Consider the following 25,079-nt stretch of genomic DNA (forward strand, 5'->3'; position numbering starts at 1 on the left):
GAGCCACCACACACGCCTTAGACGACGGATGCGGCAGCCCGCGCCGCACGAATCGCGTAGAGGCTCTCGAACGCGGCCACCGTCACGGCCTCGTCGTGCTTCTCCGCGTGCGCGCGGGCGCTGCGTCCGAGCGACTCCGCCAGGTCCGGGTTGCCGAGCACGGTCAGCAGCCGGTCGGCCAGCGCCATGCTGTCGCCCGGCGGGAACAGGTAGCCGGTCTCGTCGTCGATGACCAGGTGCGGCAGCGCGGCCGCGTCCGCGCCGATCACCGGCCGCCCGCCGGCCATCGCCTCCAGCGTGACGAGGCTCTGCAGCTCCGCGGTGCCGGCGTTGACGAAGACCGTGGCCGCGGCGTACGCGGACGGCAGCTCCTCGTCCGGCACGAACCCGGTGAACCGCACCGTCCCGCTCACGCCGAGCCGCTCGGCCAGCGCCTCCAGATTCTGCCGCTCCGCGCCCTTGCCGACGAGGACCAAGCGGGCGTCGGCCTTCTCGCGGACCAGCGCGAACGCCCTGATCACCACGTCCAGGTTCTTCTCCGCGTCGAGCCGGCCCACGTACAGCACGGTCGGCTTGTCCTCCACGCCGTGCCGCAGCCGGAACTCGGACGCGGAGACCTGCGGGCCGAAACGTTCGAGGTCGATGCCGCAGGACAGCGGCAGCACCGGGCCCGGCACGCCGGCCATGGTGGCGAGCGCGGCCGCATAGGGCGTCGGCGCGGTGACCGCGTCCGCCGCCGCGAAGACCCGGGCCGCATCGCGCCAGGCCCAGTCGTGCACGACCTGCCGTCCGCCGCCGCCGACCGGCAGGTAGTGCGTCAGGTTCTCCGGCATGAAGTGGTTGGTGGCGACCACGAGCAGCCCGCGCGCCCGTGCCTCGGAGACCAGCGCGCGGCAGAGCGGGAAGTGGCTCTGCACGTGGACGACGTCCGGCAGCACCTCGTCCAGGATCCGCGCGGCGACCTGCCGCAAGCCGATCGGCGCGCAGAACCGGAAACCCGGATGCGTGGGTACGGGCAGCGCGCGCACCCGATGCTCGACCACCCCGTTCGCCGCGCGCCGCCGGAAGCTGCGATAACCGGTCGACGGCGACACCACGTGCACCTCGTGCCGTGCGGTCAGCGCGTCGGCGAGACGCTGGGCGAAGTAGGAAGCGCCGTTGACGTGCGGAGCGTAGGTCTCGGCACCGATGAGGATGCGCATGGTTCTCCCTTGCGTTGCTTGAGAAGTCGTTGGAAGCCGACCTGCAGGATCAGCGCCGCCACCGCGACGACCGTGGTCAGCAGCAGCACGTTGCCGTGGAATCTGGAGCCGATGAGCGCGCCGGCCCCGATCAGGACCGCGGCGCGGGCCGCCGCACCGGCCGCGACCCAGGCGACGAAGCGCTGGTAGGGGATGCGGGCCACGCCTGCGGAGACGTAGGCCGGGATGGCCAGGAAGTCCGCGACCTTCGCGGTCAGCACCAGCCGTGGCAGCGACCGGGTGACCGACGTGGTGAACCGGGCCCGCCGCGCGTCGGAGAGGCCGAGACGGCGCAGCAGCGCCGCGGCCCGCGGGTGGTGTGAGAAGCGTCCGAGCAGGTAGAGCACGGTGTCCCCGGCCAGGTCGGCCAGCACCACGATCGCCAGCACCGGCCAGAACCGGGCGAGCCCGGCGCCGACCAGCGATCCGGCGGTCACGGTCGCGGCCGGCCCCTCGACGAGCACGAGCGGGCCGAGCAACGCGTAGGGATGCTCCAGCAGGTTCATGCCGTGGAGTTCCGGGAATCAGGCATCGTCGGCCCCGTTTCGATCGGTTATGTCGACCGTAGGGATCTCGGCGACGCCGATCGATGTGGCCAGCTTCCCGCTTCGAGGTAGGGCTAACACCACCCGTAGGGGGATCTCCCCGGCGTGCTCAGACCCGGTCCACCAGGTCCGGACCGGTCAGCACGTCGCACGTGGCCAGCAACAACTCCATGGACGGGTCGTCGAACGCGATGTAGGGGAGCGCGATCGGAATCCCGTCCGGCGGCAGCGGCGACTCGGGCGTCAGCGTGAGCGGGATGCCGAGCAGCGTGCCGGTGAACCTGGTGGCGTAGAACCGCACGTGCCCCTGGACGCCCAGCTTCGCGCTGGTGATCGGGGAGAGTTCCTGGTGCCGTGGCGTGTCCAGCCTGAAGTCGTGCGTGTCGGCCCTGGTCATCGAGAACTGCAGCGCCTTGATCGTGCTGCCGTCCGCGCGCGGCATGTCCACGATGCCGTCGAGCCCCAGATCCCACATCTCGACCTTGGTGCCGGTCAGCAGCGAGGGCCGCATCGCCACCGGCGGCACGCCCGCCGGGATTCCCAGCTGCTTCACCTGGTCCGCGGGCTTCCCTGGCTTGGCGGGGTCGCTCGGCGCGGCCGGATCACCCGGCTTCGCGGGGTCGCTCGGATCGCCAGGGTTGTTCGGATCTCCCGGTGTGCCGGGTTCCGCCGAGCCGCCGGGGTCCGGATCGGCGCCGCACGAGCCGCCGGAGGCCGGGGGCGAGGGCGCCGGTGACGCGGCGGTGCCGGGGCTGGGACTGATGCCCAGCAGATCCCCGATCCCGCCGGTGATCTCGCCGATGATCCCCTCGATCGGCCCCGGCGATCGGCTCGCGGTCACCGAGGGCGACGGCGAGGCGGGCGGGCACGGTTGCGCCAGGGCCGCCCCCGCGCCCGGCAGCGCACCCAGCCCCGCCCCCAGGATCAGAACCAGAATCACGATCCAGACCGCCATGGGGGTACGCCGTGCGCGCCCGTCACCGTCGCCGGGCGGAATCGCGCCGCTCTCGTCGTACCCCCGTGGCAGTATTTGATCTTGCTCTTCGACGGTGCCGGGCCTGATCAGTTGCCCGGTGCTCGGTGCGGGGCCGCCGTCCCCCTCAGCTTTTGGGCCGGTCAGCTCCTCCGCCGCCGGCTCGTCATCGGACGGCTCGTCATCGGACGGCTCGTCATCGGCGGATTCGGCAGGCGGCGGTGTCCAGCCGAATGCCAGCACCGACCCGATCGCGCCGAGCAGCAGTCCGATGAAGAAGCCGCCCAGGTTCACCGCCATCAGCGAGAACACCGAGGTCACCGCGCCGATGACCGAGTAGAACACGCGCTGGCCGGCGCTGAACCAGATCAGCAGCCCGCAGGTGACCAGCACGGCCGGGAGCAGCCAGCTCAGGTAGCCGCTGGGCCCGACGTGCACGGACAGCCCGTTGAGGTCCGCGCCGCCCTGGGTGGTGGCGAACAGTTCCAGCCCGGCCAGGATCAGCAGCAGGCCGCCCCAGAACGGCCGGGTCCAGCGCCAGCGCCCGAACGCGCGCCAGCCCCGCACGACGCCTTGCATCCGTTACCTCCTACGTCGACGCGAGCCCGGTCTAGAAACACTCCTTGGCGTCGTCGCCGACGTTGACCTTGAGGCGCAGGCCGGTCAGCGCGAACGTGCCGGCCGTGGTCGACCACGCGACCTGCTGCAGGCCGAGGATCGTGACGTGGTCGGCCTGCTGGCCGAACAGCCCGGCCTGGCCCTTGGCACCCTCGCCGCCCTTGTTCAGCGTGGACGCGTCCCGGCCGATCTCGATGTTGGTGAACGTCGTGTCGCCGCGCAGCTCGTCCACGTCGAGCACCAGGTTGGTGGCGGTGGCCGGCCGGTCGCCGCCACCCGCGTTGATCGTCAGGATGACGCGGCCGGTCAGCGGGTTCGACGCGTTCACCGACTGGCAGAGGTTGTAGAGCTCGGCGTCGCGGATCGCGGAGACCGCGGTCGGGTGCTTGGTGCCGTTCTCCTGGGACGCGATGCCGCCGTACTGGGCGAAGCCGTCGCCCTCCAGCCGGTCCGCCGCGACCTTGAACGTGTTGCCGGAGACCGAGAACGACGCCGCGACCGCGCCGTTGGACATGCCGAAGACCAGCAGCCCGGTGGCGGCCGCGGTGGGGAGCGCCAGCGCCGCCGCACGGCGCCAGCTCACATGACCTTTCGCCTGCACAGTTCCTCCTCCACGAGAGGGTGCACCGGCGGGAGCTACCGGCCGGTAACGAATCGCGGAGCCAATGATTGTGCGAAGCGACGTGGGTCACAACCCGACCCTTACCCATGGGTAACCATCCATGGACGCAGTTGATTACGGCGCGTGCAAAGGTTTCCGGCCGGTTAACCGGGCATTATCGGGCGAATCACCACTAGAGCCTCACCGGGCGTGACCGAATGCGTGCTTGAGTCACGATTCGATAACGGCCAGCGGACAGGTCGCTGTGGATCTTCAGGCGACCTGGGCGTCCGGCTCCACCCGCTCCGGCTGCCGGCGCAGCGCCACACCGGTGATCGCGTGATGGTCCACCGAGGTCACGGCCGCGTCCCAGCCGTCCAGCGCCACGGTCTCGCCGGGCACGGTCGGGATGTGGCCGAGCACGGTCAGCAGCATCCCGGCCACCGTCGTGTAGTCACCGTGCGGGCGCTCGTCCAGCTCCACACCGATGTCCGGCAGGTCGTGCACCGGGAACGTGCCGGGCAGCGCCAGCGTGCCGTCCTCCTCCGTACGCACGGACTGCACGTCCCGGTCCGTCTCGTCGTAGATCTCGCCGACGATCTCCTCCAGCACGTCCTCCAGCGTCACGATGCCCTCGATCGCGCCGCGCTCGTCCACCACCAGCGCTATGTGCTGCCGCTCCGCCTTGAACTGACGCAGCGCGTCCGCGATCGGCAGCGAGTCCGGCAGCAACAGCGGCGGGCGGGCGCACTCGTCGATCGGGCGGTCGTCCGGCACGCCGATCAGGTCGCGCAGGTGCACCACGCCGACCACGTCGTCCAGCATGCTGTGCCGGACCACCGGCGCGCGCGAGTGACCGGACGCGGCCAGCACGATCCGCGCCGCCTCCGCCGTGGTGCCCGAGTCCAGCGTGAACACGCGTAACCGCGGCACCAGCACGGCCCGCAGCTGCCGCTCCGCGATCTGCACGGCGCCGTTGATGATCGTCTGCTGCTCCACCGTGAAGCCGCGGTGGCCGGACACGATGTCACGCAGCTCGTCCGGGCTGATCTCGTCGCGCTCCTCGGCCGGGTCGATGCCGAACGCGCGCACCACCACGTCCGTGGTCGCGCCCAGCAGCCACACGGCCGGGCGGGAGATCGTGGCCAGCGTGTTCAGCGGGCGCGCCACCGCGAGCGCCCAGCCCTCGGCACGCGACATCGCGATCCGCTTCGGGGCCAGCTCGCCGAAGACCAGCGTGACGAACGTCAGCACCAGCGTCACGATCACGATCGACAGCGGTTCGGCCGCGCCGCCGAGCGGGCTCAGCAGCGGCACCAGCGGCCGGGCCAGCGACACCGCGGCCGCGGCGGACGCCAGGAAGCCGGCCAGCGTGATGCCGATCTGGATGGTGGCGAGGAACCGGTTCGGATCCTTCGCCAGCCGGGCAAGCACCCGGCCGGCCGCGCCGTGCTCCCGTTCCAGCCGGTGGATCTGGCTCTCCCGCAGGGAGACCAGCGCCATCTCGCTGCCCGCGAACGCCGCGTTGAGCACGACCAGCACCGCAACCAGCGCGAGCTGGGTCCATAGCTCCTGCACCGCAGGCTCCTCACCGTCAGTTGGGACAGACCTTTCCCACCCGGCGACGACACCTAACGCCCCGCGCCCTCCTCCGTCGCACGCTCCGCGAAAGCCTTCACGTCACGGCGCTCGATCGCGGCCGCCATCAGGTCCGGGAACATGTCCGGCGTGCAGGCGAACGCGGGCACGCCCAGCGCGGCGAGCGCGGCCGCGTTCTCGTGGTCGTAGGCGGGCGCGCCCTCGTCGGAGAGCGCCAGCAGCACGATCACCTGCGTGCCGGACGCGACCATCGCGGCCACCCGGCGCAGCATCTCGTCCCGGACACCGCCCTCGTACAGGTCGCTGATCAGCACGAAGATGCTCTCCTGCGGCCGGGTGATCAGCGTCTGGCCATAGGCGATCGCGCGGTTGATGTCCGTGCCGCCGCCCAGCTGCGTGCCGAACAACACCTCCACCGGGTCGCTGAGCTGCTCGGTCAGGTCCACGACCGCGGTGTCGAACACGACCAGCGACGTGCGCAGGCTCCGCATCGTGGCGAGCACGGCCGAGAACACGCCGGAATAGACCACGGACGCGGCCATCGAACCGGACTGGTCCACGCACAGCACCACGTCCCGCTGCACCGCGCTGGTCCGCCGGCCGTAGCCGATCAGCCGCTCCGGCACCACGGTCCGGTGCTCCGGCTGGTAGTGCTTCAGATTCGCCCGGATGGTCCGGTCCCAGTCGATGTCCGCGTGCCGCGGCCGGTTCACCCTCGTCGCCCGGTTCAGCGCGCCGGTCACCGCGGCCCGCGTCTTCTGCGCGATGCGGCGCTCCAGCTCGTCCACCACCTTCCGGACCACCTGGCGGGCCAGCTCCTTCGTCCGGTCCGGCATCACGCGGTTCAGCGACAGCAGCGTGCCGACCAGGTGCACGTCCGCCTCGACCGCGGCCAGCATCTCCGGCTCCAGCAGCAGCGAGGTCAGGTTCAGCCGCTCGATCGCATCCTGCTGCATGACCTGCACGACCGTGCTCGGGAAGTACTCCCGGATGTCGCCCAGCCAGCGCGCCACCCGCGGCGCCGAACCGCCCAGCCCGGCCGACCTGCCCTTCGCCTGCCCGTCGTCACCGCCACTGTCGTAGAGCGCGCCCAGCGCCGCGTCCATCGCGGCCTCCGCGCCGGTCAGCTCGCGGAAGCCATCGCCCGCGGCCGCACCGCCGAGCACCATCCGCCAACGGCGCAGCCGCTCCTCGTCGCCGGTCACGCCGCCGCCTTCCGATGCACACCCCGATAAGATCCAAAGCCTTTGCCGGTACGCGAGCGCCCGTGCGAATCGCCCGCTCCGAGCCCGTCCACGGCCGTCGTCGGGGTGTCGGGCTCTTCCTCCGCCGCCCGCCGGGCCGGGCCGTCCGCGCGTGGCGCCCGGCCGTCCCCGGCCTGAAGCGCCCGCTGGTCCTGGTCGTCGGCCCGCGCGGCCCGCCCGTCCCCGCCCGGACCCCCGGCAGGGGGCGCCTGCCGGGTCGGCCGGATGCGGTCGTCGGCGAGCGCCGTCGATCCTTCCCGGGCCTCGGCCGAGGCTTCATCGTCCATCCCGGACGCTCGGCCCGACGGCCTGCTCACCCTGGTCACGCCCGCCGCGGGCACGCCGCCGCCGAGCATGCGCCGGAACCGGTCCAGCTTGAATCCCCGCCTGCTCATGCCGTGCTCCCCTCGTAGCGGATCTCGCGTCCCAGCAGCGCGCCCAGCGTGGGCAGCGCCAGCGCGGCCAGCTCGTGGTCCACGCCCCGGCTGCCGGCGCCGCCGTGCCGGTCGTCGCGCGCGGTGCCGGTCACCCGCTCGCCGATCGACCGTCGTTCCGGCTGGGCGAACGTGCCGAACGTGCGCCGCAGCAGCGGCAGCGCCTCGGTGAACGCGTCCGCGCCGATGCCGGTCAGCCACTCGTCGACCAGCGCCAGCAGCGCGGCGTCGTGCACCAGCAGCAGGCCGCCGCCGGACAGGAAGCCCTCGATCCAGCGGGCCGCCGCGGCCGGGGTCACGCCCGCGGTCAGCACCAGGCCCATCCGCCGTCGCGTGTCCGGCCGGTCCAGCCGGTCCTCCTCGTAGAGCACCCGGGTGAACCGGCCGGCCAGCAGCCCGTGCAGGTCGTCGCGGCCGGTCAGCGACACCAGCGTGTCCAGCCAGCGGTCGCGGAGCCCGGCGTCGTCGAGCAGGCCGATCGCGGCGTGCACCGCGTCCGCGTGGCGGCGCAGATCCGCCGCGGCCTCGTCGGACAGCGCCAGCACGGCCGACGGCAGCGCGGCGCAGACGCGGCCGACCAGCGCGGCGGTGACCGTCCCGAGCGCGCCCAGGTCGGTGCCGCGCACGTCGCCGTACCGCAGCGTGCGGGCCAGCGCCGGGATCGCGGCCATCAGGCGCGTCACGTCGGAGTCGAGCGCGGCGCGGGTGTCCAGCGCGCGCAGCACCGGCGGGTACGCCTCCGGCAGGTCGGCCAGCAGGCACGTCTCGACCAGCGCGGTCACCTCGGCCAGCGCGGTGCTCTGCCGCGCCCGCTCCACCACCCGCGCCGTGGCCGCGGACAGCACGGTGGTGCCGTAGCCGCTCGCCTCCACCAGCGCGACCGCGTACTCCGGCTGCCAGCGCAGGTTCCACGTCTCACGGAACGTGCCCTTGCCGCCGCCGCGCGTGTCCAGCTCGCCCCACGGCACGTCGAGCAGGCGCAGCCGGTGCAGCAGCCGGCTGCGCCCGAGGTCGGTCTCCTTGCGCAGGTCCAGCTTGAGCTCGGCCTCAAGCGGCGACGGCTTGAGACGCAGCGTGCGCTGGTGCGCGGCCAGGTCGCGGGCGAGCGGCACGGCCGGCATGTCGTCCGGCACCTCGCCGAGCCGCTCGCTGACCACCAGCCGCCGTCCGATCAGGTCGAGCCGCAGCTCGTCGCCCTCGCACAGCACGGCGCGGGACGCCTCGGTGACCTCGTCCAGGCCGGCCAGCGGCCGGCCGCGCAGCACCGCGAGCGCCTCGGCGAGCCGGACCGCCTCGATGACGTGCGCGGACGAGACCGGCACGCCGTCGTCCCGGAGCACGCCCGCGGCCCGGACCAGCCACCGCGTGATCACCCGCTCCTCGGTGGCGAAGAGGTGGTCGTACCAGCCCGGCGAGCGGACGCCGGCGCCGTAGCCCTGCCAGGACGCGAGCCGCCCGTACGTCCACGGCACCCAGGTGAACGTGACCTTGGCCTTCTTCCGGCCCTTGAGCAGCGCGGCATCGGCGGCGGCGCTGACCTTGGCGTCCAGCGCGGGCACGTGCCAGGCCCCGCAGACCACCGCGATGTTGCCGTGGGTACGCCGGGCGGCGCGCAGCACCGTGCGCATGTGCGCCTCGCGCAGCAGGTCCCGCGGGTCCTCCGGCGACTCGGCCCGGATCGCGGCCATGGCCTCGGCGATCGCCTCGAACGCCGGCAGGCCCCGGTGCTCGATCACGTCCTCCCACCAGCGCTCCGGATCGTCGTAACCGGCGGCCGCGGCCAGCTCGCCGATCGGGTCGACCGGCCGTACCCCCTCATGATCTTGATCTGGCTCCGGCTCCTCCTCGGCCGCGCGGTAGGCCCACGGCAGGTCGAAGAAGCGCACCGGCACGTCGTGCGTGACCGCCCAGCGGATCGCCTGCCACTCCGGCGAGAAGACCGCGAACGGCCAGTAGGCGGCCCGGCCCGGGGCGTCCGTCACATAGCCGAGCAGCGCCACCGGCGGGACCAGCCCGTCGTTCGACGCCCAGGTGACCAGCTCGTCCGCCTCCGGCGGGCCCTCGATCAGCACCAGGTCCGGCCGCTGCGCGTCGAGCGCGTGCAGCACCGCCCGCGCGGAGCCGGGCCCGTGGTGCCGGACCCCGTAGTGGCGCTCCATCAGATCGCCTCGCGCGCGGCCCGGTAGAAGTCGGACCAGCCGTCGCGCTCGCGGACCACGGTCTCCAGGTATTCACGCCAGACGACCGCGTCCGACACCGGGTCCTTGATCACGGCACCGGTGATCCCGGCCGCCACGTCGCCGGCCCGCAGCGTGCCGTCGCCGAAGTGCCCGGCCAGCGCGATCCCGTTCGTGATCACGGAGATCGCCTCCGCGGTGGAGAGCGTGCCGGTCGGCGACTTGAGCTTGGTGCGGCCGTCCGCGGTCAGACCGCCACGCAGCTCGCGGAAGACCGTGACCACGCGGCGGATCTCCTCCACCGCGGCCGGGACCTCCGGCAACTCCAGCGAGCGGCCGAGCTGCTCGACGCGGCGGGCGACGATGTCGACCTCCTCGTCCGCGGACGCGGGCACCGGCAGCACCACCGTGTTGAAACGGCGGCGCAGCGCGCTGGACAGCTCGTTCACACCCCGGTCGCGGTCGTTCGCGGTCGCGATGATGTTGAAGCCGCGCTGCGCCTGAATCTCCGAATTCAGCTCCGGGACCGGCAGCGTCTTCTCGGACAGGATCGTGATCAGCGAGTCCTGCACGTCGGACGGCACCCGGGTCAGCTCCTCGAACCGGGCGATCGCGCCGGTACGCATCGCGTGCATGATCGGGCTGGGCACCAACGCGTCCGTGGACGGGCCCTCGGCCAGCAGCCGGGCGTAGTTCCAGCCGTACCGGATCGCCTCCTCCGCGGTGCCGGCCGTGCCCTGGACCAGCAGCGTCGAGTCGCCGGAGATCGCGGCGGCCAGGTGCTCGGAGACCCAGGTCTTGGCCGTGCCGGGCACGCCGAGCAGCAGCAGCGCCCGGTCGGTGGCGAGCGTGGCGACCGCGACCTCCATCAGCCGGCGCGGCCCGACGTACTTCGGCGAGATGCCCTCGCCGTCCCCCAGCAGGTACGTCACCACGGCCTGCGGGGACAGCTTCCAGCCGGGCGGCCGGGGCAGATCGTCCGCGGCCGCGAGCCGCTCCAGCTCGGCCGCGAACAGTTGCTCGGCGTGCGGGCGCAGGGCCGTCATCGAAGCTCCTCGGTCATCTCGTGTCGGTAGGTCAGTGCGGCGGCCAGCGCCGCGACGGTGTCGGCCGGCCGGGTCGTGACCGCGGCGTCGCCGGCGTGCCGGATCCGCTCGGCCAGCTCCGCGACGCGGGTCGTACAGGACACCGGCATGGCCGCGGCGGCCAGCCGGCACAGGTCGCCGAGGTTCCACGCGTACCGCCCGGAGGCGGACAGGCTCGCCATACCGTCGAGCGCGGCGTCGGCCAGCTCGTCCGGCCACGGTGCCGGGCACAGCTCGGCCAGCCGGTGCGCGCGGGCCGGGTCCGCGCGCAGCACGCGTGCGGCGTACCGGCCCAGCTCGGCCGGGGGCAGCGCCTCGTAGAGCGCCATCGTCAGCAGGTGGTCGGCCACGTCCAGGTCACGGTTGATCGGCCTCGACATCAGGTCCGCCAGCGGCATCACCCAGGCCGGGTCGCGCTCGGTGACGGCGGCGCGGGACAGGCCCTTGTGGAGCGTGAGAGCCCAGTCGTCGGCCACCGGCAGCGCCGTGATCGCGGCCGGGTCCAGGCCGAACGCGCCGGTCCAGGTGCTCAGCGGCGTGCGCGCGACCACCTCCTCCAGCAGCCAGGCACGCTCGCCCACGCCGCGCGGCGGTTTCGGCGCGATGCCGTCCCGCCGCATGGCCGCGTCACAGGCCGCTGGCGGCGTGATCACCAGCCGGCCCGCGTCGAGCCGGACCGCGTCCAGCGCACGCCCGGTCATCCTGGCCCGCAGCGCGGAACCGGGCAGCGCGGCCAGCAGCTCCGCCGCGGCCTGCCGGACCTCGCGGCGGCGGTCGTCGAGCGCGCGCTCGAGCAGTGGCTCGTCGTCCGTGGACAGTCCGGTGGCGAGCGCGGCCACGAATCGGGCGCGCTGCTCCGGCTCCTCCGCGTCGAAACCGGCGGTGAGCAGCTCACGGGCGGCATCCGGGTCCCGCTCGCGCAGCGCGACCAGGTAGGCCAGGCGGGCGCCGGGCGAGCCGGTCGCCCAATCCGCCTCATCGGCCGTGGCGGTCGCCTCGGTCAGCAGGTAACGCCAGTCGGGGTGCCGCTCGGCCAGCCAGCCGCCGCGCGCGCCGGCCACCAGCGCGAGCGCGGGCCGCAGCGCGGTGCTGCGACGACCGGCGTCCAGCAGCGCGGGCAGCGAGGACGCGGGCGCCCGGAGGCCGTGCGCGGCCGCGATCCGCAGCCACTCCGCGAGCAGCCGTTGCGCCACGTCACCGCCGCCCGGCACCCCGGCGCCGGACAGCAGCTGCGCGAGCCGCCGGGCTGCCGCGGGGGTGACCGGCGGGCGCGGCTCCGCACCGGCCGGCGCGTCCGGCTCGACGTCCGGCGACGGTGCCGGCCCGGACCGCTGACAGACCACGGCCACGGCGGCCGCTTCGAGCAGCGCTTCGGCGGGGCCCAGCAGCTCGCGCCCCTCGGCCGTCACCGACGGCCCGCGCCACGGCCGCCGCTCCACGCCGACCAGCGCGGACGACACCAGCTCCCCCGGCAGCCGCGTGGCGTGCCGGTCGCCGGTCACCGCGCCGTGCGGGGCCGCCGTAAACACGCCGTCCTCGGACCAGACGGCCAGCGGGCGCACGCCGCCGTCCGTGGTCAGCTCGCCCGCGACCGTCACCGGATGGCCGCCGGACGCGGCCAGCAGCCACCAGGGCTCGCCGCCGACCAGCCACACCGCGTCTCCGGCCGGGTCGGTCAGCCGGTCCGTGCCGGCCGGGCGCACGGCGCCGAGCAGCACCGGCACCTCCTCCAGCCACGGATCCGACGCGCGCAGGCGGCCGGCCGCGGCCAGCGCCGCCCGGACCGGCAGCGCACCGGCCACCGTGGAGAGCCCGGACGTGCCGTGCGGCTGCGCGATCAGCGCGCGCAGCGGGGACGCGCCCGGGTAGAAGCACAGCTCGGCGTCGAGGAGCGTGCCCGGCACCGCGTCGCCGGGCAGCGACTGGCCGGGTGCCGCGTAGGCCAGCAGCAGCGCGGACCGGCCGGTGGTCACGCCGCGCAGCCAGGTGCGCCGGCTGGTCAGCCGCTCCTCCACGGTGTCGGCCTGGCCGAGCACCTGCCACGAGTCACGGAGGCGCGGGCCGGCCAGCACCTCGTCCGTCGAGGTGGCGAAGCCGATCCGGGTGCGGACGGTCGCGGCCAGCTCCGGCGGGAGCGCGTCGCGCCGGTCGTAGCCCGCGACCAGCAGCCGCAGCAGCCCCAGCTCGCCGAGCAGCCGATCGGCCCATCCGGCGCCGACGCCGGCCAGCCGCCCGAGCCGCCGGACCGTGCTCGCGGCCGTGCCGGCCTGCGCGTCGACCAGCCGGGCGGCCATTGTCTCGAACGGCCCGTAACCGGCCCGCTCCGCGCCGGCCAGGCCGGACGTCACCTGGTCGAGCAGCCACCGGTCGAGCTCGGCGAGGCCGCCGGCGACCCGGTCGGCCCGCTGATCCGCGCGCTTGCGGGCCGCGGCCTCGTCCACCACGACGCCGGGCTCGGCGCGCCGGGTCTCCGCGCGGGCCGCCCGGTCGCGGCGCCCGGCCTGCCACTCGGCCACCCAGTCCGGCAGCGGATCACCGGTGGGCACACTGCCGGCGGACCAGAGCAGCAACAGTCCCAGCGCGTGTTTGCACGGGAATTTGCGACTCGGGCACGAGCATTTGTAGGCGGGTCCGGAGAGATCCACACAGGCTTGGTACGGCTTCTTACCGCTGCCCTTGCAGAGTCCCCACAACACGTCATCGTTGAGGCCGACGGCCTCCCACTTGGCCGCACCGCTGACGCTCTGCGCACCCTTCGCCGAAGAGGCGTCGGGTGCGAGAGCGAGAACGTGCGCGGCCGTCCACGGTTCGACGGGCACCCACCGACCCTATGGAAGGGGTACGACAATTCAGAGCAACCGCAGCCCTTCGGCCACCCGCGTCATGGTCTCGTCGCTCAGGCCGTCCTCGCCCGTCTCCTCCTGCACGACGAGGTGCCCGGCCGCGCTCAGGTCACCGACCAGCACCATGGCCACGCCGAGGTGCAGCCCGAGCCGGGCGCTGATCTCCATGACGGAGAGCGACTCCACGCAGAGCCGCACGATCTCCCGCTCCTCCGGCCCGAGCGCGTCGGTCGGCTCGCCCCAGCGCGCCACCACCTGTGTCTCCATGCCGATCGCGCCGGCGGTGTCGCCGTCCTCGTGGACACGGCCGGCGGTCAGCACGAACGGCCGGAAGCCGGTGGAGGTGTTCCATCCGGGCTCGTCTGCCGGCGACGACTCCAGGTAGGGCCGCACGCGGTGCCGCCCGACGAGTTCGCCGCCGTTCTCCACCGCGGTCACGCCGAGACGTTGCGCTTGAGCTCGTTGATGAGCGTGGGTGTCAGCGCATCGCCGGCCTTGTTGGCGAAGAGCGTCATCTCGTAGGCGAGCGTGCCCAGGTTCGCGGAGCGCTCGGCTATCACGCCCAGCGCCGAGCCCTCGCTGATCGAGGTGACCAGGAGATATCCCTCGTCCATGTCGAGGATGACCCGGTTCAGGCCGCCGAGCGGGTAGCAGCTCGCCGCGCCCGCCGCCAGGCTGGTCAGCCCGGAGACGACCGCGGCGAGTCGTTCCGAGTTGGCCCGTTCCTGGGCGGTGGTCATCGCCATCAGCAGGCCGTCGGACGAGACGGCGATCGCCTGGATCACGCCGGCGGTACCGGACGCGAACGTGTCCAGCAGCCAGTTGAAGGTCTTGGCCTCGGTGCTCAGGGTGCTCATCGGGTGTTTCCCTCGTCGGTGTGCTGGTCGGATCGGACGGCACGCAAGCCCCGGGCGACGCCGGACTCGAACTGCCGCATCAACTCGCGTACCTTCTCCGGGTCCTGACGGGCCGGCGCGGTTCCCGGGCGGATGATCCTCGGTGGAACAAGTGGGACGTTCTGGCTGTCGAGCGTGGCGCCCGGCACCCGCTTCAGCAGCCCGTTACCCGTCTCGGCAGCGTCGGTAACCGAAGCCGGGTCGACGATCGTGATCTCGGTCGTCGGCGCGGTGTCCTGGTCCGCTCGGCGGACGGACGGCGCCGGGTTCTCGACGAGCTCGCCGCGCGTCGCGACCATCGGCACGATCAGCGGTCTCGGCACCTCGACGGTGTCGGTCGTCCGCCCGTCCGCGTCCGCGACGATCAGCGGGCTGACCGGCCGCCGCGGTCCCGGCAGGGCGAGCGGTTCCGGGAGCGGGCCGGGCAGCGCGATCGGCGCGGCCCGGTACTCGACCACGGGGCGCACCCGCAGCGGCGTCTGCACGACCGGCGCGGGTGCCGGTGCGGGCTCGGCCGGTGCGGGCTCGGGCGCCGCCTCGATCTCCGCCAGCTCCGCGGCCGCGATCGAGAACGCGTCCCAGGACGGCCCGGCCTCCAGGCTGCGGCTCGCCCGGTCCAGCAGCGCCACCTCCATGCCCGCGGCCGGAATCGCGGCCTCCATCCGTACCCCCGGACGCAGGTGTTGCTCTTCGGGCTCCGGCAGGACGAGCTGGTAGCGGCCGAGCAGCACGGATGCGGTCACGCCACCGCCGGGCGTCTCCGCGAGCCGGACCGGCATGTTCTGCCTGCGGGCCACGCGGCCGACGACGAAGAGGCCGAGCACCTCGGTGGGCGCCAGATCGAGCCGTTCCCGGCGTGCCAGCCGCGCGTTCTCCTGCGCGAGCCGGTCCGGCGCGAGGCCGAGGCCGTGGTCCGTGATGATCAGGCGGACGCCGTTGTCCGCGGGCGCGGCCGTGACCGTGACCCGCGTGTCCGGCGGGGAGAACGTGCAGGCGTTCTCCATCAGCTCCGCGATCACCAGCGTCAGGTCCGCGATCGCCTGTGGCAGCACGTCGATGGTGTCCGGCACGTCGACGTCGACGCGCGGGTAGCCCTCGATCTCGCCGAGCGCGAGCCGGACCACGTGCAGCAGCGGCAGCGGCTCCCGGTACTGGCCGGACTCGGTGCCGCCGCCGGAGAGCGCGACCAGGCTGCTGGCGTTGCGGCGCAGCCTGCTGGCCATGTGGTCGAGGCGGTAGAGGCTCTCCAGGCGCGTCGCGTCCGTCTCGTCGCGTTCGAGCGCGTCGATGACGGCCAGCTGACGGTCGATCAGGTTCTCCGCGCGGCGTCCGATGTGGCCGAACATCTGCGCCACGTTCCGCCGGCCGGCGACCTGCCGCTCGACCAGCCGGGCCGCGGTGCCCTGCACGCGGTTGAACGCGTGCGCGAGGTCGCTGACCTCGTCGTCGCCGCGCACGCGCAGCGGATCGAGCCGGATCGGCGTGGTGGACTCGGCCTCGTCGTCGGCGACGCGGGTCAGCTCCTCCTCGGTGAGCCGGGCGACGCGGTCCGCGGTCTCGGTCAGGCGCAGCAGCGGCTTGGTGACGCGGCGGGCCGTGATGAACGCGCCCGCCCCGACGGCCGCGGTGAGCAGCACGGTCAGCGTGAGCACCAGCCCGGCCATCGCGTTCGCCGCGCGCCGGTCGGACTCCACCAGGTCACCGACCTCGCGGGCGATCTGATGCTCGATGAAACGGCCGTTGACCAGGACGGACTGGATGAACGGCAGCATCCGCGCGGCGTCCAGCCGGTTCGCGGTGCCGACCGGGTCCGTGGCGAAACTGTCGAAGAAGTCGTCGCCGGCCGCGAGCCGCATCTGGGCCAGCACGGAGTCGTACGCCGCGGTCTGCTCCGCGTCCGCGAATCCACGCAGCCGGGCGAGCTGGAGGTCCAGCGCCTCGAACCGGCCGGCGGCCCGCGCCACCGAGGCGAGATCCTTGCTGACCGCGAGGTCGAGCAGCACGTAGGCCGCCGCGCTCGCCTCCTCGTCCACCCGGATCGCCGTGTCCAGCGCCAGCACGCGGCGCCCGGTCTCGGTGCCGCCGTCCGCGACGCCGGAGAGCCGCAGCCCGTCCACGAACCGCGCGATCGCCTGGCCGAAGCCGGCGCCGATCGCCTCCGTGCCCGCGGTCCGGGACAGCACCTCCTTGCGCGTGCCGGCCAGCTCGCCGACCGCGTCCGCGGCCGCGGTCAGCTCCGGCGTCAGGTCGCCCTCGGCGCGCAGGTCCGCGGTCCAGTCCGTGACGCGCGCGGTCTGCAGTTCGAGGCGGGAGCGGTCGGTGAGGCCGCGCACGTACGCCACGGAGAGCAGCCGTTCCTGCTGGAGCGCCTGCACGACCGCGCCGACGCGCCCGGCCTGCATGACCCGGTCCGCGGTGTCGCCGGCGCGCCCGGCCTCCTGCATGCGGTCGACGACCACCGGCACCGCGAGCGCGATCAGTCCGATCAGCGGCACCACCATGACCAGGGCGAGCTTGCCCTGGACGCGCAGCGGGGGAAACTCAACGCGTGGCACTGGTCCGCCTCCGTCTCGGGGCCCAGACGTCCTCCGCCGCCGCGGTCTCCTCGGCGTGCCGGGCGACCGGCTCGGTCTGGGCACGGGGCCTGTTCAGCACGAACGGCAGCACGATCGGGACGGCCGCGATCAGCACGGCCAGGACCAGCATGGCCACCGCGACGATCCGCTGGGTGTTGAGCTGGCCGGACCGGTCGCGGAGCAGCGTGTCCAGCTCCGTGAGCACGGTCGCCATCAGGTCCGCCTGCGCGCGCTGTGCCTCGGTGCGCGCGGGTGAGATCTGCGCGGCCATGCCGGCGTCCGTCTCCGCACCGGCGGCCACCACGTAAAGCTTGTCGACGCCCTGCCGGAACCGGTTCAGGCCGGTCAGCAGCTTGGTGCTGAGCGTGTCGCTGTCCGTCGAGTCCAGCGAGGACTGCAGGTTGTCGGTGAGGTCCGCGACGCCGTCCTCGACCGTGGTGCGGGTGGCCAGGATCCGGCCGAGCAGCGCGGGCCGCTCCGCGTCGGTCGCGCCGACCGCCATGCCGGCCAGGTCCGCGAGGCGCCCGGTGCCGACGATCAGCGCGGGCAGCTCCGCCGCACCGGCCTCCTGCAGGTGGAACGTATCGCCGCGCGGGTCCCGGCTGAGCTCCGCGTTGTCGCGGACCTCGGCGTGCAGCGCGAGCAGCAGGTCGGTGACGGCCGCGTACGCCGCGTAGACCGTGGTCGTGCTGCCGTTCACCCCGCCCAGCGCCTCGATCTTGGAGCGGGCGTCGGCCCAGCGCGCGGTGGTGCCGAGGTCCGCGCCGAGTCGGGCGTCCACCCCGTCCACGGCCGCGACCGCACCGTTGACCGGATCCAGCGACGGGCTCTGGTGCAGCGCGGCCGACTGCGCCTCGGCCATCACGCGCGTGAGCTCGCCGAGCGCGATGGTGTATTCGACGCCCTGGTGCTCGCGCTTCACGGAGTCGATTCGTTCGCTGGACGCGTTCCAGCTCTGTCCGAAAAGTATTGCGGTCGGCACGAGGATCAGCACGACCGCGAGAAGACCCGGCGCGGAACGCGACCATTGACGCGCACGCCGCACTGGCATGATCACAATGCACCCCTAGCCCACAGCCGCCCGTTCCCGCCATCTCCACGGCATGCGGTGGCCGCGGTGATCGCCCCGTGCGAAAACGGACGTCGCCAACGGGTAGGAAAGTAGCGGAAGTTCGGCACGTAATGGGATTTTCGAATCAAGAGAAATTCTCCTGGCACTCTGCTAACGCTTTCTCCCTCACAGAGCGCTTACGCGACCGCCACTGCGTGCGATCACGGCGGTTCTGGGTCCAACCGTGACGGATCTGGTCATTCAGGGCCAAACAACTAGGGCAAAAACACATAATGGGGATGATCTAGCCCGTTGGAGGCTCGATGTCCCCTGCTCGACGCAGACCCCACCTCTTCCTCCGCGCCTCCGGCGTGGATCCGGACGAGGCGCTCTTCTGGGGCGAGGCCGGCCGGTACCGCGTGTTCGGCGCGCTGGTGCTCTTCACCACACTGATGGCCGCGGCCACCACGTTCTGGGCGGTCACGATGGCCACCGACGCGTCGCCGCGCGTCGCCGCGGCCGTGGCGCTGGTCTGGGGCTTCGGCATCTTCCAGATCGACCGGTGGCTGGTCTCCGCGCACATCGAGCGGGACGGCGTGCTCCACCGGCTCTGGCTGCTGGTGCCGCGGCTCGCGATCGCGGTGCCGATGGGCCTGCTCATCGCGTGGTTCGCGATGCTCGGCGTCGGCGCGAAGGAGATCGCGCAGCAGATCGACGCGGACCGGCTGCGCAGCACCGCCGCGATCTCCGACCAGGTCCGGGCGGACTCCGACCTGGCCAAGCAGCGCGCCGCGCTGGTCACCGAGAAGGCCGCGCTGCAGCGCGGCTACGACCGGACCGAGGCCGCGATCCCGCCGCTGCAGAAGGCGTTCGACGAGGAGTGCCCCGGCACCCGGCGGCTGCGCGGCTGCGGCAAGATCGCCGGGATCAAGCTCGGCGACCTGAACGTGGCGAAGACCGCGCGGGACATCGCGCGGAGCCGGCTGAACGCGCGCGGCCCGGAGATCGACACGGCCGTGCGGGACCTGGACCGGCGCCTCGGGGCCGCTGCGGACGCGGCCGGCGCGTCCACCGCGCACAACGACGGCATCTTCGCCCGCCGGGCCGCGCTCGCGACCGTGCTGGACCGGGACCCGGAGGCGCGCCGGCTCTACCGGCTGCTGGAGATCGTGTTCGTCGTGGTGGACCTGGTGCCGGCCGTGGCGAAGGTCTTCTCGCCGGTCAGCCTGGTCGACATCGCGAAGCGGCACCGGCGCCGGCGCACGCAGGAGGAGCTGGAGGCCGCGACCACGGCCGAGCGCGAGTCGCCGGACGTGCACCGGGCGCTGATCTACGCGGCCGCCCAGCGTGCGGAGAGCCTGCGCGAACAGGCGGACGCCCGGCGCGCGCTGGACAGCGCCTACCTCGGCAGCCGGGACTTCGTCCGTCACGAGGCCGCCCGGCGCGTCACGGAGCACCGCGCGGCGCTGCAGTCCGAACGGGTGCACCGGTCGCTGCCGTCCGGCGGCCCGCGGCTGCCCGGCCGGGCCCGGCGGCACCGCCGTCGCGCGTCCCGGACACCGTGGACGGCCGCGGGCGCCCTACTGCTGTTCGCCGTCGCCCTTACCGCATTCGTCCGTTAGTCACTGTAAAGAGGACGACTGGATTCCGACCGAAGCAGGACGGTTGACCGCGTCTTGCCGCAAACTTGGCTCAGTTGTGACCCCGATGCGGCGAACACGAGCACGCCAGCAGGCAGAAAATCCGGAAAACTAACGATCGGTGTTCCAGGCCGTCACGCATGGACCGAACGGAAATGTCCGGAAATTTCCGCATCGGTCGGAAGTGGCTCACCTTTGAGAGTCTGCATCTGCACGTGCATCTGCACTTGCCTACGCCTCCTGCGGACGCGCATCATTGCCCGGAGCGCCTCGCGCCTTCCCCCGCACCGCACCACCGAGCGAGTCGAGCGAGGATCCCCGCCATGCCCGAGCCGCCCCCGCTGCCACCGAACCGCCGCTGGATCGTCGACCACCTGCTCCCGCGCTTCCTGGAGCCGGAGTTCACCGACGCCGGCGACATGGTCCCGACCGAGCAGCCGATCATGCTGTTCTGGACGGCCCGCGGCGAGCGCGGCAGCGACCTGCTGGCCCACGTCTGGGCCGAGTCGCAGGGCGCCCGGCCGTGCGTGCGCATCGACCTCGGCGCCTGCGGCTGGCTGGAGCCGCACGAGCTGCTCGCCCGCGTCATGTTCGGCCTGGCCGGCCAGATCAAGGGCTACGGCCGGCTCACGCTGCCCCGGTTCGCGCTCGGGCTGGTCGCGCTGCGCGTGTCCTTCGAGGACGACAACAGCCGGCACGTCACCGAGCAGGTGCTCCGCGACCTGCTGGCCAACCGGCACCGGCTCAAGGCCGTCACCCGCGAGGTCATGCTCAAGCTCGGGCGCGACCTCGCGGCCGCCGGGCTCAAGCCGGACCCGTCCGAGGTCAGCTACCTCGCCGCGATCGACGCCACCGCAGCCTCGCTCGGCCGCCGCGCCCACGAGAGCCTGGCGTGGTACCGGCAGCGTCACACCACCTCCCGCGACCCGGTCGACGCGCTGATCGACATGCGGCACACCATGGAGGTCGACCACGAGGCCATCGAGTCGATCCTCTGCGAGGCGTTCCTGGCCGACCTCGCCGCGGCCTACGACGGCGGCCGCTTCGCCGGCCCGCGCACCGACCACCCCGTGGTGCTGCTCGACCACGCGGACAGCGGCTCCGGCCTGAGTCTGCTCTCCATGCTCACCGCCATCCGGCACAAGCGACTCGTCGAGCGCGGCGGCACCGGCCGCTCCGACCCGATGCTGCTGCTCGCGTCCGGCCACACCCGGTTCCCGGCCGGCACGGCGCAACCCACCGTCGCCGGCGCGTCCATCGAGGACGGCGGTGCCGGCGCCTGGCGTGAACGGCTCGCCGCCGGCTGGGCCGACCCCGCTCACCTGCTGCTCGTGACCGAGCTGCCCGATCTCGACGACGATTCCGCCGAGGCGATGTGCCGCCACCTCGAGTCCGCCGTCACCTCCGACGACGTCACCGTGGCCGAGCGTCTCACCGGCGGCCATCCCTGGGGGTTCACCCATGTGCTACGGACGTTGGCGACGGCACGACAGACGGACGGAGCTTCCGGTCCGCCCCTCGATCCCCGGGCGGTGCTGCGTCTGGCCGACGCCGTTGACCCGGGTGCGACGCTCGCGACGGTGACCGCGTCGCGGCTGCTCGGCCGCGTCGCCGGCGCGCTCCACGAGGAGCTGGTCACGTGCAGCGTGCTGCCGGTCCTCGACCCGGTCTCCACCGCGGTCGCGCTGGCCGCGCCGCCGCCGCCCGGCCTGGCCGAGTTCACCCGCACGGACCTGCTGGTCGCGCCCGGCACCCGGCTCCTGCACCCGTTCCTGCGCCGGGTGCTGCTCGACCAGCTGGCGGACCGCCCGATCAACCATCCGGACTCGTGGCGTGCCGTCCACGAACGACTGCGCGAGCACTACGAGCAGATCGGCAGACGCGTCGGCGCGCTCCGCCACGGCCTCGCGCTCGGCGAGATCGAGCCGGTCGTCAACCACCTCGACCTGCGCCTGGCCGAGTTGCCCGCGGACAGGTGGCTGGCCGAGCTGCGCGCGATCACCGCGGCACCGCGGACGACCGGCCACTACCCCGGCCCGCGCGGTGAGCTGCGCGAGCTGGCCGAGCCGGTCAACGGCGATCCGCAGCTGGTCCGCCTGGTCATCGCCCACTGGATCCGCACGGACCCGCTGGGCGACCCGACCGGCGCGCTCGACGCGCAGATCGCCTCGTCGCTCGACCACATGGCCGACCGCGCGGTCTTCCAGATCGACCGCTTCTACGACGAGGCGCTCGCCTTCCGCAACCAGCAGCACAAGCCGGAGCTCCACACGCGTACCGCCGGATTCTGGATGGCCGATCTCACCACCTGAAAAAGCATTCATCTGCCGATTTGGTCTCACATCACCTGCCGAGGCCTCCCGGCGACACCGGTCGTCGCCGGGGCTCCTCCCTGCCAGGTCCGTGGCCGCAAGATCAAAACCCGGGCCCGCGATGATCGGGACGCGCGCGTCCGTCAGCGCTGCTCCAGCGCGGTGCCGACATACAGCGACGCGTCCAGCCAGGACTCCACGGCGGCGTCGGACGGGTCCGGGCCGAGTGAGTCGGCAAAGCCGCGCACCGCGTCCGCGACCCGGCGCAGGCCCAGGCCGGTCAGCGTGGTCGCCTCGGCGCGCAGCCGCTCCGGGAACGACGACGGCAGGTGGGCCAGGCCGCGGTGCGCGCCCTCGGCCAGCAGCCCGGCGGCCTGGGTGAGCGCGTCGGCCAGCGGGTCGGACGGGATCGCGCCGTGCGGCAACGCGTCCGCCTTCGCATCGGCCGGGGCCAGGTCCGGCACCACGATCGTGCCGTCGGCCGCGACCGCCAGCGGGTCCACCACCAGGCCGCCCGCCGCACGCCGCACCGTGCCGCTGACCAGCCGGACCGTGCCGTGCGCGCCGGTCAGCGCGGCCGCCAGCGCGTCCAGCCGGCCGGGCGCGGCCGGCGTGTGGTGCGCGGTGATCGTGGCGAGCGTGCCGGACGCGTCCGCGACCTGCGCGTCCAGCCGCTGCTGGCCGGGCGAGTAGATGACGGTGTGCACCTCCGCGACCGCGAGCGCGCGCACCAGCTCCGCCTCCACGCGCGGCCGGACCGGGCGCGGCGGCAGCACCTCCAGGCGCCGGCGCTCCGCGTCGTAGGAGTCGACGAACAGCCCGGCCGGGAGCTGGTCCCAGGTGCCGCGCGACGGGCTCGCGGACGTCTTCGCCAGCCGCCCGGTGGCCAGCCGCACCACCCGGCTCGCGCTGCGCACGGCGGACTCGGTGATCACGTTGCCGCCGGCCAGGCCGCCGATCGTGACGCCGCCGACCCGCCGCCGGGCCAGCGCGGGACCGTCCTCCTCCGTCGTCCAGGACCGGCGCAGCACCAGCACCGTGGTGCTGTCCGCGTGCGCGAAGAAGATCTCGGCGGTCCGGGTGTCGCCCAGCTCGGTGACCCTGCAGCCCAGGCTCTCCAGCCGGGTCCGCCGCAACGGCGTCTCCGCCGCCTCCTCCGTGCCCAGCACGCGGCTGCGCAGCCCGGACCCGCCGTTGCGGACGGTCCGCTCCCGGGCGTGCAGCTCCACCAGCAGCTCCGCCAGCGCCTCGGGACGGTAGCCGGCGCTGCGGTCCCGGTACGCCGTCAGCAGCTCCTCCAGGTCCGCGACCGCGAGCAGCGGCCAGCGCAGCCCGGTCGAGTCCAGCCCTCGGCGCGCCTCGGCCAGCGCGGACGCCAGCCCGGGGCCGGCGTGCACAGCGCCGTCGCGCAGCAGCTCGGACGCGACCGCCACGGCCGGGGCCAGGCCGGTGCCGTCCTTGGCCGCGGCCGCGTCCGTACCCCCGACCTCGATCTGGATCTCCGGGGCGCCCGGCGCGCGCTCGTCCGCGGCCCGGAACGCCCACACGGCCAGCGCCAGCACGTCGTCGCGCGCGCCCGCGACCGCGTCCGTGTGCACGAAGCCCAGATCGTGCGGGACCAGGAAGCGGACCGTGGCGGAACCCAGGTCGACCTGCGGGGACGGGTCGGCTGCGGTCGGCCGGCGCACACGCGCGACGTAACCGGAGCGCAGCGTCTTGCGGGCCGCGGTCATCAGCCGGGCGCCGACCCGGGTCTGCAGCAGCTCGTCCGTGAACGTGCCCGGCGACCAGTCGATGACCTCCGCCTCAGCGGACGACGGTGCTGCCGACGCCGAGTCCGGCAGGCGCTGGTAGGCGAGGACCAGCCCGAGCAGGTGACGGCAGGCGCCCATCGCCCCGCAGGTGCAGGAACCGGCCTCCAGCCCGCCGACCGGCAGCGTGGTCACCGGCCCGTCCGCGAACGTGGCGACCACGGTGCCGTCCGCGTCCTCCGTCAGCTCGGGCGGTGCCGCGTCCAGCTCCCGGGCGGCGCGCTTGACCAGGCCACGGTTGGTCAGGGCGGCCAGCGCGTCCGTGGTCAGCGCACGTAGGTCGGCCCGCACGGCGTACCCCCTCGGTTCTTCATCGGTTGACGTGTTCCGCGATGAACGCGGCCAGCTCGCCCGGCGTCATCGCGCCCACGGCCGCGCCGACGTTGGCGAAGCGCTGTGCCGTGTGCGCGTCGTAGTCCGGGTTGGCGTCGGAATCCAGCGCGGCCAGGCAGAACACCTTGGTGCCCTGATCGACCAGGTTGCCGATCAGCCGGACCAGGTGGGTGGCGTCGCCGCCCTCGTAGAAGTCGCTGACCAGCACGAAGATGGTGCGGCGCGGTTGCTCGATCAGGCCCGCGCCGTACTGGACCGCGCGCGTGATGTCGGTGCCGCCGCCGAGCTGCACCTTCATCAGCATCTCGACCGGGTCCTCCACATCGGAGGTCAGGTCCACGACATTGGTGTCGAACGCGACCAGGTGCGTCTTGATGCCGGGCAGGCCCCACAGGCAGCCGGCCGTGACCGCCGAGTGGATCACCGAGTCCGTCATCGAGCCGGACTGGTCGACGAGCAGGATCACCTGCCACTTGTCCAGGTGACGGCGGGTGCGGGAGAAGAAGTACGGCGTCTCGATCAGCAGCCGCCGGTCCTCCGGCCGGTAGTGGCCCAGGTTGTCCCGGATCGTGCGCCGGACGTCGAAGTTGCGCGCCTGCTGGAAGCGACTGGGACGCCGGCTGCGGCTGCCGCTGAACGACTTCCGCACCTCCGCCTTCAACTTCTCCATCAGGTCGCGGACCACCTCCTCGACGATGCGCCGGGCCAGCCGCATCACCTCGGGGTTCATCAGGTGCTTGGTCTGCAGCACGGCCTTGAGCAGCGTCTGGTTCGGCGTGATCGTCTCCAGCACGGCCGGGTTCGTGACCACGTCGTGGATCTGGTACTTCTCGACCGCGTCCTTCTGCAGACGCTCGATCGTCTCCTTCGGGAACAGCTTGTTGATCGCGGTCAGCCAGTCCACCGTGTTCAGCACGGAGTCGCCGTCGCCGCCCTCCTTGCCCCCGGCCCCGCTGCCCCGGATGCCCCGCTTGCGCAGGCCCTCGTCGCGGCCGTAGAGCCAGTCCAGCGCCGCGCTCCGGGCCCGGCCTTCCGTGCTCATCCGGCCGTCGTTCAGTGCGGAGGCCGGGTCGCCGAGCATCAGCCGCCAGCGCTCCAGC

Annotated in this window: 18 protein-coding genes; 2 read left to right on the forward strand and 16 right to left on the reverse strand. The window is 73.4% G+C overall.

Annotation, left to right across the window (positions count from 1 at the left end):
- Window positions 1-17 precede the first annotated feature (17 nt).
- From OP04_RS10715 to OP04_RS10780, 14 genes are all read right to left on the reverse strand, one after another.
- Entirely contained in the window at window positions 18-1,202 is a 1,185-nt protein-coding gene (locus OP04_RS10715) for a glycosyltransferase (protein WP_033339350.1), read from the reverse strand.
- Window positions 1,118-1,747 (reverse strand): DedA family protein, encoded by a 630-nt coding sequence (locus OP04_RS49465; RefSeq protein WP_051797457.1) that lies wholly within the window; start codon window positions 1,745-1,747, stop codon window positions 1,118-1,120. Before OP04_RS49465 ends, OP04_RS10715 begins: the two co-directional genes overlap by 85 nt.
- A 148-nt stretch (window positions 1,748-1,895) precedes the next feature.
- Entirely contained in the window at window positions 1,896-3,338 is a 1,443-nt protein-coding gene (locus OP04_RS10725; RefSeq protein WP_033339351.1) for a DUF6114 domain-containing protein, read from the reverse strand.
- Window positions 3,339-3,369: 31 nt separating this feature from the next.
- Window positions 3,370-3,978 carry a DUF6230 family protein gene (locus tag OP04_RS10730; RefSeq protein WP_033339352.1) on the reverse strand — a complete coding sequence of 203 codons (609 nt, stop codon included), beginning with the start codon at window positions 3,976-3,978 and terminating at the stop codon, window positions 3,370-3,372.
- Window positions 3,979-4,251: 273 nt separating this feature from the next.
- The gene (locus tag OP04_RS10735; RefSeq protein WP_033339353.1) at window positions 4,252-5,556 is read right to left on the reverse strand and encodes a hemolysin family protein; all 1,305 of its coding nucleotides are present in this window, start codon (window positions 5,554-5,556) and stop codon (window positions 4,252-4,254) included.
- A 53-nt stretch (window positions 5,557-5,609) separates the two neighbouring features.
- Window positions 5,610-6,782: a VWA domain-containing protein gene (locus tag OP04_RS10740; RefSeq protein ID WP_232323537.1), complete on the reverse strand. Its 1,173-nt coding sequence runs from the start codon at window positions 6,780-6,782 to the stop codon at window positions 5,610-5,612.
- A complete protein-coding gene (locus OP04_RS10745; protein WP_033339354.1) occupies window positions 6,779-7,216 on the reverse strand; it encodes a hypothetical protein in 438 nt (145 codons plus the stop codon). Before OP04_RS10745 ends, OP04_RS10740 begins: the two co-directional genes overlap by 4 nt.
- Entirely contained in the window at window positions 7,213-9,414 is a 2,202-nt protein-coding gene (locus OP04_RS10750; protein WP_033339355.1) for a DUF5682 family protein, read from the reverse strand. The genes OP04_RS10745 and OP04_RS10750 overlap by 4 nt, the downstream gene beginning before the upstream one ends.
- A complete protein-coding gene (locus OP04_RS10755) occupies window positions 9,414-10,478 on the reverse strand; it encodes an ATP-binding protein (protein WP_033339356.1) in 1,065 nt (354 codons plus the stop codon). The genes OP04_RS10750 and OP04_RS10755 overlap by 1 nt, the downstream gene beginning before the upstream one ends.
- Complete coding sequence (locus OP04_RS10760) at window positions 10,475-13,336, reverse strand: SWIM zinc finger family protein (RefSeq protein WP_033339357.1); 2,862 nt, start codon at window positions 13,334-13,336, stop codon at window positions 10,475-10,477. Before OP04_RS10760 ends, OP04_RS10755 begins: the two co-directional genes overlap by 4 nt.
- A 30-nt stretch (window positions 13,337-13,366) precedes the next feature.
- Window positions 13,367-13,798 (reverse strand): DUF742 domain-containing protein, encoded by a 432-nt coding sequence (locus OP04_RS10765; protein WP_051797460.1) that lies wholly within the window; start codon window positions 13,796-13,798, stop codon window positions 13,367-13,369.
- A complete protein-coding gene (locus OP04_RS10770; protein WP_033339358.1) occupies window positions 13,795-14,217 on the reverse strand; it encodes a roadblock/LC7 domain-containing protein in 423 nt (140 codons plus the stop codon). The genes OP04_RS10765 and OP04_RS10770 overlap by 4 nt, the downstream gene beginning before the upstream one ends.
- On the reverse strand, window positions 14,214-16,811 hold the full coding sequence (locus OP04_RS10775; RefSeq protein WP_051797462.1) for a sensor histidine kinase: 2,598 nt from the start codon (window positions 16,809-16,811) through the stop codon (window positions 14,214-14,216). Before OP04_RS10775 ends, OP04_RS10770 begins: the two co-directional genes overlap by 4 nt.
- Entirely contained in the window at window positions 16,798-17,826 is a 1,029-nt protein-coding gene (locus tag OP04_RS10780; RefSeq protein WP_157239600.1) for a hypothetical protein, read from the reverse strand. Before OP04_RS10780 ends, OP04_RS10775 begins: the two co-directional genes overlap by 14 nt.
- Window positions 17,827-18,206: 380 nt before the next feature.
- Here OP04_RS10780 and OP04_RS10785 point away from each other — a divergent pair, with 380 nt between their 5' ends.
- Window positions 18,207-19,505, forward strand: a complete 1,299-nt coding sequence (locus tag OP04_RS10785; protein WP_085066360.1) for a DUF4407 domain-containing protein — start codon at window positions 18,207-18,209, stop codon at window positions 19,503-19,505.
- A 341-nt stretch (window positions 19,506-19,846) separates the two neighbouring features.
- Window positions 19,847-21,835, forward strand: coding sequence for a hypothetical protein (locus OP04_RS10790; protein ID WP_033339360.1), 1,989 nt, complete (start codon window positions 19,847-19,849; stop codon window positions 21,833-21,835).
- Window positions 21,836-21,978: 143 nt separating this feature from the next.
- On the opposite strand, the gene OP04_RS10795 is transcribed toward OP04_RS10790, so the two are convergent.
- Together OP04_RS10795 and OP04_RS10800 are read right to left on the reverse strand one after the other, a co-directional pair.
- Window positions 21,979-23,937 (reverse strand): hypothetical protein, encoded by a 1,959-nt coding sequence (locus tag OP04_RS10795; protein WP_033339361.1) that lies wholly within the window; start codon window positions 23,935-23,937, stop codon window positions 21,979-21,981.
- A gap of 19 nt (window positions 23,938-23,956) precedes the next feature.
- The gene (locus OP04_RS10800) at window positions 23,957-25,060 is read right to left on the reverse strand and encodes a VWA domain-containing protein (RefSeq protein WP_033339475.1); all 1,104 of its coding nucleotides are present in this window, start codon (window positions 25,058-25,060) and stop codon (window positions 23,957-23,959) included.
- Between the last annotated feature and the right edge of the window lie 19 nt (window positions 25,061-25,079).

It is taken from the genome of Catenuloplanes japonicus (assembly GCF_000717135.1).
Classification (GTDB): domain Bacteria; phylum Actinomycetota; class Actinomycetes; order Mycobacteriales; family Micromonosporaceae; genus Catenuloplanes; species Catenuloplanes japonicus.